General features: G+C 42.6%; 17 protein-coding genes. 3 read left to right on the forward strand and 14 right to left on the reverse strand.

The features are described from left to right. Positions 1–11: 11 nt before the first annotated feature. Positions 12–872 (forward strand): hydroxymethylglutaryl-CoA lyase, encoded by an 861-nt coding sequence (locus LJ658_RS11250; protein ID WP_230546607.1) that lies wholly within the window; start codon positions 12–14, stop codon positions 870–872. 99 nt (positions 873–971) lie between these two features. On the opposite strand, the gene LJ658_RS11255 is transcribed toward LJ658_RS11250, so the two are convergent. The 3 genes from LJ658_RS11255 to fbaA all read right to left on the reverse strand — a co-directional run bounded on the left by LJ658_RS11255 (position 972) and on the right by fbaA (position 3,035). Then, positions 972–1,403, reverse strand: coding sequence for a GNAT family N-acetyltransferase (locus LJ658_RS11255; protein ID WP_230546608.1), 432 nt, complete (start codon positions 1,401–1,403; stop codon positions 972–974). Beyond that, on the reverse strand, positions 1,363–1,866 hold the full coding sequence (locus tag LJ658_RS11260) for a low affinity iron permease family protein (protein WP_230546609.1): 504 nt from the start codon (positions 1,864–1,866) through the stop codon (positions 1,363–1,365). Before LJ658_RS11260 ends, LJ658_RS11255 begins: the two co-directional genes overlap by 41 nt. Positions 1,867–1,955: 89 nt before the next feature. Continuing rightward, positions 1,956–3,035 carry a class II fructose-bisphosphate aldolase gene (gene fbaA, locus LJ658_RS11265; protein WP_230546610.1) on the reverse strand — a complete coding sequence of 360 codons (1,080 nt, stop codon included), beginning with the start codon at positions 3,033–3,035 and terminating at the stop codon, positions 1,956–1,958. Positions 3,036–3,352: 317 nt separating this feature from the next. Here fbaA and accD point away from each other — a divergent pair, with 317 nt between their 5' ends. After that, positions 3,353–4,198 (forward strand): acetyl-CoA carboxylase, carboxyltransferase subunit beta, encoded by an 846-nt coding sequence (accD, locus tag LJ658_RS11270; RefSeq protein WP_230546867.1) that lies wholly within the window; start codon positions 3,353–3,355, stop codon positions 4,196–4,198. 67 nt (positions 4,199–4,265) lie between these two features. Here the strand turns inward: accD and LJ658_RS11275 are convergent, their stop codons facing one another. From LJ658_RS11275 to glmM, 4 genes are all read right to left on the reverse strand, one after another. Continuing rightward, the gene (locus LJ658_RS11275; protein ID WP_230546611.1) at positions 4,266–4,430 is read right to left on the reverse strand and encodes a hypothetical protein; all 165 of its coding nucleotides are present in this window, start codon (positions 4,428–4,430) and stop codon (positions 4,266–4,268) included. A gap of 67 nt (positions 4,431–4,497) precedes the next feature. Continuing rightward, positions 4,498–4,788 (reverse strand): hypothetical protein, encoded by a 291-nt coding sequence (locus tag LJ658_RS11280; RefSeq protein WP_230546612.1) that lies wholly within the window; start codon positions 4,786–4,788, stop codon positions 4,498–4,500. Positions 4,789–4,961: 173 nt separating this feature from the next. After that, the gene (locus LJ658_RS11285; protein WP_230546613.1) at positions 4,962–6,098 is read right to left on the reverse strand and encodes a cysteine desulfurase family protein; all 1,137 of its coding nucleotides are present in this window, start codon (positions 6,096–6,098) and stop codon (positions 4,962–4,964) included. 264 nt (positions 6,099–6,362) lie between these two features. After that, positions 6,363–7,751, reverse strand: coding sequence for a phosphoglucosamine mutase (gene glmM / locus LJ658_RS11290; RefSeq protein ID WP_230546614.1), 1,389 nt, complete (start codon positions 7,749–7,751; stop codon positions 6,363–6,365). Positions 7,752–7,920: 169 nt separating this feature from the next. Between glmM and LJ658_RS11295 the strand changes: the two genes are divergently transcribed. Then, a complete protein-coding gene (locus LJ658_RS11295; protein WP_230546615.1) occupies positions 7,921–8,490 on the forward strand; it encodes a phosphatase PAP2 family protein in 570 nt (189 codons plus the stop codon). A 96-nt stretch (positions 8,491–8,586) separates the two neighbouring features. Here the strand turns inward: LJ658_RS11295 and LJ658_RS11300 are convergent, their stop codons facing one another. From LJ658_RS11300 to yajC, 7 genes are all read right to left on the reverse strand, one after another. Then, positions 8,587–9,942, reverse strand: coding sequence for a S41 family peptidase (locus tag LJ658_RS11300; RefSeq protein WP_230546616.1), 1,356 nt, complete (start codon positions 9,940–9,942; stop codon positions 8,587–8,589). A gap of 126 nt (positions 9,943–10,068) precedes the next feature. After that, the gene (locus LJ658_RS11305) at positions 10,069–10,518 is read right to left on the reverse strand and encodes a MarR family winged helix-turn-helix transcriptional regulator (protein ID WP_230546617.1); all 450 of its coding nucleotides are present in this window, start codon (positions 10,516–10,518) and stop codon (positions 10,069–10,071) included. Positions 10,519–10,548: 30 nt separating this feature from the next. Then, a complete protein-coding gene (locus LJ658_RS11310) occupies positions 10,549–10,707 on the reverse strand; it encodes a DUF5522 domain-containing protein (RefSeq protein ID WP_230546618.1) in 159 nt (52 codons plus the stop codon). 5 nt (positions 10,708–10,712) lie between these two features. Then, positions 10,713–11,651, reverse strand: a complete 939-nt coding sequence (locus LJ658_RS11315; RefSeq protein WP_230546619.1) for an MBL fold metallo-hydrolase — start codon at positions 11,649–11,651, stop codon at positions 10,713–10,715. Beyond that, a complete protein-coding gene (gene coaE, locus LJ658_RS11320; RefSeq protein WP_230546620.1) occupies positions 11,648–12,247 on the reverse strand; it encodes a dephospho-CoA kinase in 600 nt (199 codons plus the stop codon). The genes LJ658_RS11315 and coaE overlap by 4 nt, the downstream gene beginning before the upstream one ends. After that, positions 12,247–13,194 (reverse strand): CdaR family protein, encoded by a 948-nt coding sequence (locus LJ658_RS11325; protein ID WP_230546621.1) that lies wholly within the window; start codon positions 13,192–13,194, stop codon positions 12,247–12,249. Before LJ658_RS11325 ends, coaE begins: the two co-directional genes overlap by 1 nt. A gap of 140 nt (positions 13,195–13,334) precedes the next feature. Continuing rightward, positions 13,335–13,655 carry a preprotein translocase subunit YajC gene (gene yajC, locus LJ658_RS11330; protein ID WP_230546622.1) on the reverse strand — a complete coding sequence of 107 codons (321 nt, stop codon included), beginning with the start codon at positions 13,653–13,655 and terminating at the stop codon, positions 13,335–13,337.

Genomic DNA, 13,655 nt, shown 5'->3' on the forward strand with positions numbered 1-13,655 from the left:
CTTGCATCATTATGGCCGGTACGCAAATTAAACTTACTGAATGCCCGCGCGATGCCATGCAGGGTTTACCTGGCTTTGTGCCAACCGTTGTCAAAGCTGCGTATATCAACCTGTTATTGCAGATAGGTTTTGATACCATAGATTTTGGAAGTTTTGTATCGCCTAAGGCTATACCGCAAATGCGGGATACGGCGGATGTACTGGCCAAACTTGATTTGCGTAATACACAATCAAAATTACTGGCCATTGTAGCTAATTACAGAGGCGCTGAGGAAGCCGTGTCGCACGACGCGATAACTTACCTCGGATATCCGTTCTCTATCTCAGAAACCTTTCAATTGCGTAATGCCAACGCTACCTTAATTGACGCGTTTGAAACCGTGAAACGGATTAAACAATTATGTGCCGATAAAGGCAAGGAACTGATAGTTTACCTTTCTATGGGATTTGGTAATCCTTACGGTGACGAATGGAATATTGAAATTGTAAAATATTGGACCGGGAAGCTGGTTTACGAGGGGATCAAGATTGTGGCTTTGTCTGATACGATAGGCATTGCAACCGCTGAACAGATAGCCGGTATTTACCCGGTGCTTTGCCAGGCATTCCCTCAAACCGAATTTGGCGTACACCTGCATAGCACACCAACTACCTGGCATGAAAAAGTAGAAGCAGCTTACCAAAGCGGTTGCAGGCGTTTTGATAGTGCATTAAAAGGCTACGGTGGCTGCCCAATGGCCAAAGACGACCTTACGGGCAACATCGCTACGGAAAACCTGATAGGTTACCTCGAAACACAAAACGTGCTTAGCAGGCTTAATTATGATAAATTACAGGAAGCGCTGGATTATTCCGTCCGGGTGTTTGGTTAATATATTCTTACCGCCAGGGCGCGCTACCTTTTAGTCTCTTTAGCAGTCATTGATTACTTTACAAATCCGAATCGAACGTCCGGACTCCGACATTCAAAATCATTTTCTCACCATTTTAAAATGCGGGATCCCGGCCTCTTCAAACTGGGGGCCCTCTTTTACAAAACCAAATTTTTCGTAAAGGCCCATCGCTAATAATTGCGCATTAAGGTAGATATAATCCGCATCCGGCGGCAGATCGGCCAGTACCGTTTTAACCAGCTGCTGTGCCACGCCCAATCCCCTGAATGGTTTCAGGACGGCAAAACGCTCCAGTTTATAACCATTTTCGGTTTTGCGCCAGCGCGAGGCGCCGGCCGGTATATCATCAACAGTGGCTAAAAAATGGGTTGATTCATCTTCATGCTCCCACTCCAGTTCGGGTGGGCAATTTTGTTCGCCAACAAAAACCTCGCGGCGGATGGCAAAAACCTTTTCAAGGCTGGCCGGGTCACTTACTTTTTTTACTTGAATCTTTCCTGGTTCGGGCATCGGTATAATGCTTTTTTGCTTTATAGGTAGAAAGTTTAAAGTTATGGTTTTCTTCGGCAGCATCAATAGAGTGTGTACAGGTTAGGTCATCTTCCTTCTCGGCCAGATCTGACAGCTGTACATAAAATTTATGAAGATGATCAAGCTCGTCTTCGGTAATATCCTCAATATCAACCATACGGTTACTTGCACCCTGGTGTGAGGCCAGCAACTCATTTAATTTTAAATGGATTGCTTTTGAATCCTTGTTCTGCGACTTTTGGATCAGGAACACCATTAAAAAGGTTATGATAGTTGTACCTGTATTAATAATTAATTGCCAGGTATCTGAGTACTTAAATACCGGCCCGGTCACCAACCATATGATTATTACGGATATAGCTATTAAAAACGCAGCTGAGCTGCCTGTAGCGGCCGTAGCCCAATTAGAGAACCGTTCGAAAAAATTTTTCTTTTTTGCCATATATATTATTATGAGTAATTATGGTTTTATAACTAAAAAAAAGCGCCAATGTTTTGCATTGGCGCTTTTTAAGGTTATGAGGCTGCTGATTATAGTTTATCTGTAGCGTTGATGCAATTCAGGTCGTCAAAAGCAGCCGTTAAGCGTTTAACAAAGTTCTCTTCGCCTTTACGTAACCATACGCGCGGGTCGTAGTATTTTTTGTTTGGCGAATCGGTTCCCTGCGGGTTACCAATCTGCTCTTGCAAATAAGCTTCGTTAGCCTTATAGTAATCTTTAATGCCTTCCCAGTATGCCCATTGCATATCAGTATCAATATTCATTTTGATTGCTCCGTAACCAATAGCTTCGCGTATTTCTTCCTGCGTTGAACCAGATCCGCCATGAAATACAAAGTTTATTGGTTTTTGAGCCGACAGGTTAAATTTCTGTTTAACGTACTCTTGTGAGTTATGTAAAATAACCGGTTGTAATTTAACATTACCCGGTTTGTAAACACCATGCACATTGCCAAAAGCAGCTGCAACAGTAAAGCGCGGGCTAACTTTTAACAGGTTCTCGTACGAGTAGGCTACGTCTTCAGGCTGGGTATATAAACGTGAGCTGTCAACATCGCTGTTGTCAACGCCATCTTCCTCGCCACCGGTAACACCTAATTCAATTTCAAGCGTCATGCCCATTTTGGCCATACGCGCCAGGTACCTGGCCGAAATCTCTATATTTTCTTCTAATGATTCTTCAGAAAGATCAAGCATATGCGATGAGAACAACGGTTTGCCGGTTTCAGCAAAAAATTTCTCGCCGTAATCCAATAAACCGTCTATCCAGGGTAATAATTTTTTAGCAGCATGATCGGTATGTAAAATAACCGCGACACCATAATGCTCTGCCAATAAATGCACGTGCCTTGCAGCAGATACCGCGCCTAAAATACAGGCTTGCAACTTAGAGTTATCTAATGATTTGCCCGCATAAAACTGCGCACCGCCATGTGATAACTGAATAATTACCGGCGAGTTAACCGCCTTTGCAGTTTCCATAACAGCATTAACTGTATTGGTACCTATTACGTTTACTGCAGGTAAAGCAAATTTATGCTCTTTTGCTGCTTCAAATAATGCCTGCACCTGATCGCCGTGCAAAACACCTTTATAATTTTTTAAATCCATTGACTTTTGTTTGGGCCTCGAAGGTAAAAAATTTATCGGTTTTATATAGAAAAAATGTCTATATAAGTGATAGGGTATTGATGACATTGGTCAAATGCCTGAAGGCGTATGAATGGACAGCCCGGCCCGAAGGGAAACGCCCGTATACAACCGCAGTATTAAAGTACGGGTTATTATCCTGTTTCTTTAAAAACGATCCAAATCATCCCTGCTCTGATTCCTGTTTCCTGATTCTAAAGCTTCGTTTCTAAAATTTAGCAAACATCTAACAAAATAATTCGTTTCTTTGCAGTATATTGAAAGAGCTAGACATAGATATGGCGTGGTTTAAACGTGAAATAAAAGGGATCATTACGACTACCGAGGAGAAGAAAGACACCCCTGAAGGGATCTGGAACAAATGCCCTCAATGTAAAAAACCTTTACATTACTCAGAACAGGTTGAAAATCAATACGTGTGTCATTACTGCGGGTTTCACCTGCGGATAGGATCAAAAGAATATTTTTCTGTATTGTTTGATAATAACGAATTTACCGAGTTATTCCCTGACCTGGTGTCGGGCGACCCGCTGAATTTTACCGACACCAAGAAATATACCGAGCGTTTGGTTGAAACCCAGTTTAAAACCGGGTTAAAGGACGCGATAAGGGCCGGCGTTGGTAAAATAAACGAGCAGGACCTGGTAATTGCCTGTATGGATTTCAATTTCATAGGCGGATCAATGGGATCGGTAGTGGGCGAAAAGATTGCCCGGTCTATTGATTATTGCATTGAGCATAAGGTACCTTTCCTGATGATATCAAAATCGGGCGGTGCACGGATGATGGAAGCAGCGTTCTCTTTAATGCAAATGGCCAAAACGTCGGCCAAGCTGGCGCTGCTGTCACAAGCTAAGATCCCTTATATCTCTTTATTAACAGACCCGACTACCGGGGGTGTAACCGCATCGTACGCCATGCTGGGTGATATTAACATTGCCGAGCCGGGTGCGCTGATAGGTTTTGCCGGCCCAAGGGTTATCAAAGAAACTATTAAGAAAGACCTGCCAAAAGGGTTCCAGACTGCCGAGTTTGTGCAGGAACACGGTTTCCTTGATTTTATAGTCGACCGCCGTGAAATGAAAGAAGAGCTGGCGGCATTTTTAAAAATGATGAAAAATTAAAAGCCATAAGCATAAACAAAAAAAGGGCGAACTTGATGTTCGCCCTTTTTTGTTGCCTGTTTTGCGCCTATATCACGCCTGGCCTGGCACCATCTATCGGCGGCATATCTTTAATATAAACCGGCTTTTTGCCCGATGGGTTATTAGTTTTTTGCGGCTGGTCAACCTGTTGTTGCTTAACCGCAGTTTTTTGTTGATTACCGTTTCCGGAGTTTCGATTGTTAGGTTTCATAGCTTTAATTTTTAAGTAAAAACGCTACCTTTTCAGATAGCCCTTATTATAAATAAGACTATAACTTTTACAAGCTTTCTGTACCCGGCTCATGGCCTACCATACGGCCGGTGGTACGGCCTTGCGGGCGGCTTTCAAAATCGGCCTTGCCCGGGCCACGTACGGGAAATTCTTTATGATTTGGCGGGGTCACGTCATTTTGCTCGCTGTATGAAGCATCGTTACCTTTATTATGTTGTTGCTGCTCGCGTTGCGGAGCATAACCTGAACCTTCTTGTTCTGATTGATGTCTTTCAGGAGTTTCGTCTGGTCTGTTACCGTTTCCGGGATTTTGATTGTTCGTTTCCATGATTTTCATTGTTTACTAGTAATGATATAACCCCGAAAACCGTGCCAGTAATTCACCTTATGCTAAACGGCACAGCTGTCCTAAACACATTAAAACACAAAACAAGTTGAATAACCTCCCGTCGGCAAGGCTTAAAAATTTAAACTTGATACCTTAATGTGTCCACTCCTTCGGGAAGGCATTTAAGCGTTCACTACAAACAACTCGCGCACCTTATTTACTACAAAATCAATCTCTTCTTTAGTATTGTACTTAGAGAAAGAAAAGCGTACCGAAGGCCGGGTACTGCTTGCGCCTATACCGGTAAGCACATGTGAGCCGATGTCTGTACCCGAGCTGCAGGCACTGCCGCCCGATGCAGAAATGCCGGCGATATCCAGGTTAAATAACAGCATGTCGGCCATGTCCGTTTCTGGGAACGAAACGTTCAGTACAGTATACAGGCTGTTATCCTCATCCGTTTCGCCGTTAAATAAAACACCCGGGATATTTTCGGTCAGCTGCTCTTTAAGGTACGATTTCAGGCCCTGTATGTAAGTTTGATGTTGTTCCATATCTGCATAAGCCAGTTCAAGTGCTTTAGCCAGGCCAACTATACCATAAACATTTTCGGTACCGCCACGCATGTTACGTTCCTGCGATCCACCGTAAATAAATGGTTTAATTTTTATTTTATGGTTGATATGCAAAAAACCTACACCCTTGGGCCCATGAAATTTATGTGCGGCGCAAACCAAAAAATGAACCTTTAGTTTGGTCAGGTCATGCGGATAGTGTCCCATGGTCTGCACCGTATCGCAATGAAAAATAGCGTTATACTGCTCGCATAGGTTTCCTACCCTTTCAATATCAGTAAGGGTGCCTATTTCGTTATTGGCATGCATCAGCGACACAAAGCTGCGCTCATTATCCTGCAATAGTTTTTCAAGGTGGGTATAATCAACATTGCCTTTACTGTCAACATCAACAAAGCTAAGTTTGATAGTGCCTGCTTTTGCCATCGCCTCAAGCGTATGAATAACCGCATGATGTTCTATACGCGTGGTAATAGCATGGGTGATATTGTTGTCGATGATACCGCAACGGATGGCCGTATTATCAGCCTCGGTACCGCTGCTGGTAAAGAAGATCTCGGCGGGCGAGGTATGCAGCAGGTTGGCAATAGTTTTACGTGATTTTTCGATTAATGCCCTGGCTTCACGTCCGTGCGCATGTATAGACGATGGGTTACCGTAATTATTTTCCATTACCGTACACATAGCTTTCATCACTGCTGCATCCAGCGGTGTGGTGGCAGCATTATCAAGGTAAATCCTCATCAGTTAGTTTTTTTAATGAGTGAATGAGTGTTTGTGTGAACGAGGGAATGTTTCGTCGCCCGGTCACCAGTTATCTTTCACTATTTGTTTTTATCAGTTATATTTTCTGGCAGATGACGTTACTTTTAATATTTCGTTACCTTCTGTCAGTAAACTCCTTATTGCATTTTTTGTAATTATATCCGCATCTATCAAAATTCCCAACCGGAAAATGCTTTCGTCAGCTTCTATATTCACTCACCCGCTAATTCACTCAATCACTCATTAGCGAAGCTGAAGTATTTCTTTTATATCCGCGATGATCTTATTGGCCAAATTATCGGCAACCGTTTCAGAATCACCTTCAGAATAGATCCGGATAATCGGCTCTGTATTTGAACGGCGCAGATGTACCCATTGTTTCTCAAACTCAATTTTAAGTCCGTCGATGGTTGAATGTGGCTGATCTTTGTATTTATCCTCAACTTTCAATAACAACGCATCGATGTCCATCTCCGGCGTAAGTGTGATTTTATTTTTGGAGATGAAGTAGCCCGGATATGAGCTGCGCAAATTTGATATGGGTTTCCCATATTTAGCCAGGTGCGTTAAAAACAAAGCTATTCCGGCCAAGGCATCACGGCCGTAGTGTAGCCCGGGATAAATTACCCCGCCGTTACCTTCGCCGCCTATAACGGCGCCAACTTCTTTCATTTTATTCACCACGTTCACCTCGCCTACCGCGGCTGCATAATATTCGCCGCCTACTTGTTCGGTAACATCGCGTAAAGCACGGGTTGATGACAGGTTAGACACTGTATTACCCTTATTGTTTTTCAGGATATAATCTGCAACGGCAACCAGCGTGTACTCCTCGCCAAACATATTGCCATCCTCGCACACAAAGCAAAGGCGGTCGACATCCGGGTCGACGGCTATGCCCAGGTCCGCACCCTTATCCAGCACTTCTGCTGATAAGGCTACCAGGTTCTCCGGCAACGGCTCGGGGTTATGGGCGAACTCGCCGTCAGGTTCACAAAATAACCGATGTACGGTTTTAACGCCCAGCGCTTGCAGCAAAGCAGGTACAAATATACCACCCGTAGAGTTTACGCAATCAATCACTACTTTAAAATTGGCTTTGACAATGGCGTCAACATCAACCAGTGGCAGGGCCAATATCTGGTCGATATGTTTTTGCATATAGGTATCGTCAAATTTCACTTTACCCAAAGCACTAACATCAGCATAGGTAAAATCGCTGTTCTCTGCTATTTCCAATACTTCTTTGCCATCGGCATCGTTAATAAATTCGCCATCGGCATTTAACAGCTTAAGCGCGTTCCACTGCTTTGGATTATGGCTGGCTGTAAGGATAATTCCACCGGCTGCTTTTTCCAAAGGCACCGCTATTTCAACGGTTGGTGTGGTTGACAGGCCTATATCAACCACATCAATACCCAAACCCATTAACGTACCGGTAACTAGATTATTAACCATGTTGCCCGATATGCGTGCATCACGGCCCAGTACGATCTTTTTTATGCCGGTTTTTTTAACCGCCCAGGCGCCATAAGCCGAGGTGAATTTTACAATATCCAATGGTGTTAAACCATCACCTGCAGCACCGCCAATGGTACCGCGTATACCTGAAATCGATTTTATTAAAGTCAAAATATATATTCTTAATTATGCTGCAAAAGTAACGATATTTATTGATTTTGTCTGAACAAGCTGTCGGCGGGATAATGCATTTCATGATTATTTTACACTTGCTGTATTAATCTTAAAATCCTTAAATCCACAAAATCTTAGTTTATATTTACACCTTGTTTAAACGCCAATGCCCGACTACCTGCTACAGTTTGACCGTCAGTTATTCCATTTCATTAACCATGACCTGGGCAATACGTTTTTTGATCTGCTGATGCCGGTTTTACGCAACCGGTTAGTTTGGATACCGCTGTATATTTTTATTTTTGTTTTTTGCCTTTGGCGATACCGGAAGCGGGGCGCTGTAATCATTATTTTACTGGCCCTTACTTTTGGCCTTGCTGATTTTGGCAGCGCTACCATTATTAAATCATTTTACCAGCGGGTAAGGCCCTGTAATGACCCGGCTATGGCGGCAACCATTGTCCGCAGGGTTGATTGCGGGCCGGGCTACAGCTTCCCTTCAACCCATGCCAGCGACCATTTTGCCATAGCGGTGTTTTTGATCATCGTGTTTTATAAACGCCATAAATGGATATTGCCTGTGGGTTTATTATGGGCCGCGTCCATAAGTTTTGCGCAGGTATATGTTGGCGTACATTATCCGGTTGATGTAACGGCAGGAGCGATATACGGCAGCCTGGTGGGCCTTTTATTCGGCTGGATATTTTGGAAAGCTAATTTGATGCATAGCCTCTGAGGCTTTACCCCCGCTTTTCAGAAAAATGTAGCGGTTGTCGAAGTTTACCAACTCCGACCCGTGCCGGGCAACATCAATAAGGGCGTTAAAGTATAATTACCGGATTAACTCTTTTAACGTATAATTCAATGCGTCCCTTCTGTTAACTTCCAGATCAGGTCGCACACCATGCCAATCATTTTTAGTAACACCAATATCAAAATCTTTGCTTGAAGATATATGAAATTCTAATTGTGAGTTTGGCAACCTTGTCGTGATATCTTCTCCCGGTGAAATGACATACCCTCCGGTTTCCTCCCCGATTATTTTTCCGAGCTTATAAAACTTAAAGGCATTTGCAAAGTCGGCAGCGGATGAAAAAGTAGACTGGCTCGTAAGTAAAAAAACGGCACCCAAAAACTGCTCTTTTCCCGGAATGACTAATTGCTTTGACTTGTCGATAGTATCCATTGTGCCGTCCGGCTTATTTAGATATTCTTTTAGCTCCTCACTATCAGCTGGTGCATCCGTTTTAAAAGATGCTTTACTGATTTTGCTGTATCTCAATATCGTTTTTTCATATTGCGTAAACGGAACCGGACAAATGTATTTTAAAAGCTCATCACCGAGGTCAGAATTGCCACCTCCATTATTCCTGATATCAATAATTAAATTTTTGATGTGCTTTTGTCTTAATGAAGAAAACATCTCTGACAAAAACGATTTAAATCTCTTCAAACCTGAAAAACTATTAAAAGTTAAGGTAGCGGTTCTCTCATCTTTACTTATTTGATAAGAGTAATCAGGGGTTCCCGGATCCGCTGAAGCGGTATTTTTAATTTCTGATTTTTTTACAGCGATTAAGTGTAAACTGGTGTTGTCGTTAAATTGGATGTTTAATTCTTTTTCTTTACTAAAGAAGAGATTAAAAATTGTGTTAAACAGATATCCGCTAAGTGCTAAACGGCTGTTTTTGCTTTCTCCGCTACAATATTTATTAATCGTATTCAGAATTTCTTGCGAGGAATAACCATTAATTGAAACCAGCTTCTTATCAATAACATTTAGAGGAACAGAGGTTTGATAACCGGAATTTATACCAGTGACCTGCAAGCCATTTGTTGAAATGGAGAGGTTGAAGGGAAATACAAAATAGTCTGTTTTATCAATGTAAGAGTTAAGATATAGTTCTGTATGGCCATCTTCTAATTTCACGATTACCGGCTGCAGAAAGGTATATAAGTCAATAATATTTACTTGTGGTTTACGTAATAATTTACTTTCCGCTTTATCAATTTCTCTTAAAAACTGAGCTTTTGATATTCTTAAATAAGGATTAACGGTTATTTCATCAACAGCAGATTTCAAATAACTAACATCAGTTATAATCTCCTGCCTTAGCGGCCGAACTAATGGCTGCCCGGCCAAATTAAGAGACATTAAAATTGTAATAATTAAAATAGAAAGACGCATAGTTTAGGTATTAAAACGAAGATTGGATATTATAGGCCAAGCTAATATTATAACCCAGGTGTATTCAATTCAATGGCAAATCCAAGGGAGGCGGTGGTAAATCCGACTACAAAATTCAAATTCGTCTCACCCCCGCAACTTATCCAGCAGATCACTTAACTGGCCGGCTTCTTCGTTGGTAAGGTTATTCTTAATAAAATCTTTGGTTTTAAATTCGGCATCCATTTTTGCCAGCGTATCAAGGCCCTTTTCGCTGATGCGGATATCAACCGCGCGCCTGTCCTTATTATTGGTACAACGGGTTATCATTTCTTTTTGCACCAGCCTGTCAACAATGCGCGATGCATCGCTCATTTTATCTATCATGCGTTCCTTAAGCAGGTTAACTGTTGCCGGTTTTGGATATTGGCCCCTTAAAATGCGCAAAATATTAAACTGTTGCTGCGTTAAATTATGTTTCTCGAAATGGCAGTTAAAAGTATTTTTTAACCAGCCATCGGTATACGCGATGTTGATAACCGCCTTATGGTAGTTATCTTCAAACTTTGAACTTTGTATTTCGTCGTCTATCCGCATTGCTAATATTACTTCAAAGATGCAAATATCTTATTTTTTCTCTGATTTGTTATTTTCTTCTGTTTTTCCGAAGTTCCAGGGGCAGTGCAGGCATTTGTTTTTACAGCAATAACCGCGTTTTAAATGATAGGCTTCAGTAAAAACAAAGTTGCCGTCCTTATTTATATAATAGTCTTCGCCTTCCTTCATCACGGTTAATTTAGCAGTTTAACCACAATATCCGTCCCCAGATGCGCCTTCAGCCGGGCGCCATTGCCATGCAGGGTCCATACCTGTTTTGGGTTAACCAGCTTAATGGCCTGCAAAATATCGTTCCAGTCTACGTGGTCTGATATAAACAGCGTGTCCTCATTGTTCACCTGGAGGTTTTTCCAGCCGGACGCAAACAATCTTTTCACACCGGTAGCCTTTATATAACTATTAAAAGTGAAAGGCGGCACTATATAAACAAACTCCTTTTGCTCTTTCATTAGCTTGCGGCCGTATAGCTGGTGCTTTCCTAACTTAAACCCTGCCAGCTCATAAATTTGGTTTAGGGGCATTATTTTATGGTGCACCAGCACTGTTTTCTGCGGAGCGTATTCATTTATCATTTGTATTAAACGCTGGCTCTTACCCAATCCATACGCCCCCAGCAGAATATTGGTTTTAATATCATTTAATTTTTTTATCTCGGCCACCGGATCCGGGTGGATAATATCAGGATTAGCAAACGTGCTCTCTGTGATCAGTACATCGGCATGCACCCATTCAACCGGGTCGCAGGTAGCATCGGGTTGCAGCTTATAATCACCGGTATACAGGTAGCTGGCGCCCTGATATTCCATCAGTACCATTGCCGACCCCAGCATGTGGCCGGCCGATATAAAAGTAAGCTTTACATCCCTGATCATAAACGGCTGGCTGTAGCCGACGATATTGAACACCTGCGCCGCCGACCGGTGGTACCTCAGGTGCATAAACTCGCGCGTTGGGCGGGTACAATAAACCTCCTTATTGCCGCTGACAGCATGATCTGCATGTGCGTGCGATATAACCGCCGTTGCCACCGGCTGTTGCGGATCAAGATAAAAATCACCGTAACTGCAATAAATGCCGTTGGCATTAATAAAAATAAAATCGTCAAGTATCATCCGCCGCTTGCTAGCTGTAAAAACGCATGGTGCAGCTGGAGTACCTGCGGAATAATCAAATGCATTTCGTCGTTTTCAATCAGGTAATCTGCCAGTTCGCGCTTTTTGGCCTCGGTAAACTGTTTGGCCTCGCGCGCCTCTACTTCGGCCGGGGTGATATGGTCGCGCCTGGTTACGCGCTGTATCCGCAAATCCAGCGGCGCTGTAACCAGTAAGGAATAATCGCACATTTTATAAGAAGCGCTTTCAAAAAGCAAAGCAGCCTCCTTCATTACATAGGGTGCATTTTTAATATCGGCAACCCAATTATCAAAAGCCCTGAATACGGCGGGGTGTGTTAAAGCATTAAGCTTTGCCAGTTCTTCATCATTATTAAAAACAATGTTGGCTATATATTTTCTGTCGAGGCTGCCGTCCGGCAGATAGGCCGCATCGCCAAAGGCCTTCTTTATAGCAGCAACCAGCACAGGGTCGGTGGTCATTACCTTTTTGGCCTCGGCATCAGCATAAAATACGGGGATGCCCAGTACCTCAAACATTTTGCTGATGGTAGTTTTACCACTGCCTATATTGCCGGTTATCCCTATTTTTAGCATTACTTTTTAACAATGAAATCAATATTCTGCGGCTCTATATTCACCACTTTGCAAAATGCCGGCAGCCGGGTAATTTTAACCGGCAGTGTATTATAGCCATACACACGCCATAAATTAAGGTCGGCCTGGGCCTCAAAAAGCGTTTCATTTATATCGGCAAAACTGCTTAAAGCTGTTGTAAAAGTGACATTTACTTTTTGCGGAAACAGCTTCACATTAAAAAAATCGATATTGCCAATCAACTTAACAGGCAGGGCCAGCGTTTTTTCTGTAAACTCATCAACCGGAATGTTTACCTGCACCGTTTTAGGATAGATGCTGATATTCCCTTCTTCAGAAGCTTCAAGGTTTACCTGTGTGCTGATATTTTCGCCGATGTTTTTTAGCGATAATGAATCGGTTCGCCAGTATTTTATTTTATCGATACGGTTACTTGGGCCGCTGATGGTAACGTAAGCCGGTTTAATAACCGCATTGCCCGACTGGGCAAATTGCTGCTGGTACCGGATTGATTTTACCAGTTGTACAGGCACCCGGCGTACGCTGCGATTTGTAAAATCAAAATAAAGTGTGTCAGGGGTTATGGCGGTAATTACGTTATCAACCGCTTTTTCTGCATTTATAGCTGCCAGCTGCGTACTTAATACTACATAGGCTTCGCTGTCTAACTTACTCAGGTCAACTTTAATTACCCGGTTTTGCTCGTTTATTTTTGAAAGCAGCATTTGCCAGCCGCTTCCTTTAACCGTCACCAAAACGGTATCAGACTGTAACGAATGAAATGCCCGTTTTTGAGGGGCGTTTTTAAAAATAAGTATTTCTTTTACCTTGTAATTATAGGAGCTGGACAAAACAGTAGCTACCCACGCGAAAAGCGCCAGCCCCAGGCAGGTAACAAATGCCGATGCCCGCCTGCGTTCTGTTGTTGATAGTTTTACTATTGCCATATTGAGGTGAAAGGTAAAAGGCGAAAGATAAAAGGTATAAACCTTTACTTTCGCCTATTAATAATGTTTTCAGTCCCGGGCTTAATAAAGAGAAGGCAATAAGCCTTTAACCCTTTACCTCCAGCTTAACCTTAATGCGCTTATTTAGTTGAAGCCGGCGCGTTTAACGCTTTTGAATCATCTAAAGAAATTGCCGACTTGTTGAAACGTACTTTATGACCGCCTTCGGTCTCAATTAAAAAAGTGGTATCAGCAACTTCAACAATTTTACCGTGCATACCTGCTGTGGTAATGATCTTGTCGCCTTTTTTCAAATCGTTAACAAAGTTTTTCTGATCTTTTTGTTTTTTTATCTGCGGGCGGATCATAAAGAAATAAAACACCACTATAATTAATCCAAATACGATCAATTGTTTAGGGTCAAAGCCGCCGGCGGCCTGTAGTAAAATAGTTGCTATCAT

Source organism: Mucilaginibacter sp. UR6-11 (assembly GCF_020880695.1).
In the GTDB taxonomy this organism is placed as follows: Bacteria; Bacteroidota; Bacteroidia; order Sphingobacteriales; family Sphingobacteriaceae; genus Mucilaginibacter.

What these genes read in the sequence shown, in the direction of transcription:
- LJ658_RS11255 (WP_230546608.1), bottom strand. Translation starts at nt 1,403, where the DNA reads ATGCCCGAACCAGGAAAGATTCAAGTAAAAAAAGTAAGTGACCCGGCC.
- LJ658_RS11250 (WP_230546607.1), top strand. Translation starts at nt 12, where the DNA reads ATGGCCGGTACGCAAATTAAACTTACTGAATGCCCGCGCGATGCCATG.
- yajC (WP_230546622.1), bottom strand. Translation starts at nt 13,655, where the DNA reads ATGATAGCAACTATTTTACTACAGGCCGCCGGCGGCTTTGACCCTAAA.
- LJ658_RS11285 (WP_230546613.1), bottom strand. Translation starts at nt 6,098, where the DNA reads ATGAGGATTTACCTTGATAATGCTGCCACCACACCGCTGGATGCAGCA.
- fbaA (WP_230546610.1), bottom strand. Translation starts at nt 3,035, where the DNA reads ATGGATTTAAAAAATTATAAAGGTGTTTTGCACGGCGATCAGGTGCAG.
- LJ658_RS11275 (WP_230546611.1), bottom strand. Translation starts at nt 4,430, where the DNA reads ATGAAACCTAACAATCGAAACTCCGGAAACGGTAATCAACAAAAAACT.
- LJ658_RS11300 (WP_230546616.1), bottom strand. Translation starts at nt 9,942, where the DNA reads ATGCGTCTTTCTATTTTAATTATTACAATTTTAATGTCTCTTAATTTG.
- LJ658_RS11315 (WP_230546619.1), bottom strand. Translation starts at nt 11,651, where the DNA reads ATGATACTTGACGATTTTATTTTTATTAATGCCAACGGCATTTATTGC.
- accD (WP_230546867.1), top strand. Translation starts at nt 3,353, where the DNA reads ATGGCGTGGTTTAAACGTGAAATAAAAGGGATCATTACGACTACCGAG.
- LJ658_RS11260 (WP_230546609.1), bottom strand. Translation starts at nt 1,866, where the DNA reads ATGGCAAAAAAGAAAAATTTTTTCGAACGGTTCTCTAATTGGGCTACG.
- coaE (WP_230546620.1), bottom strand. Translation starts at nt 12,247, where the DNA reads ATGCTAAAAATAGGGATAACCGGCAATATAGGCAGTGGTAAAACTACC.
- LJ658_RS11295 (WP_230546615.1), top strand. Translation starts at nt 7,921, where the DNA reads ATGCCCGACTACCTGCTACAGTTTGACCGTCAGTTATTCCATTTCATT.
- LJ658_RS11280 (WP_230546612.1), bottom strand. Translation starts at nt 4,788, where the DNA reads ATGAAAATCATGGAAACGAACAATCAAAATCCCGGAAACGGTAACAGA.
- LJ658_RS11310 (WP_230546618.1), bottom strand. Translation starts at nt 10,707, where the DNA reads ATGAAGGAAGGCGAAGACTATTATATAAATAAGGACGGCAACTTTGTT.
- LJ658_RS11305 (WP_230546617.1), bottom strand. Translation starts at nt 10,518, where the DNA reads ATGCGGATAGACGACGAAATACAAAGTTCAAAGTTTGAAGATAACTAC.
- LJ658_RS11325 (WP_230546621.1), bottom strand. Translation starts at nt 13,194, where the DNA reads ATGGCAATAGTAAAACTATCAACAACAGAACGCAGGCGGGCATCGGCA.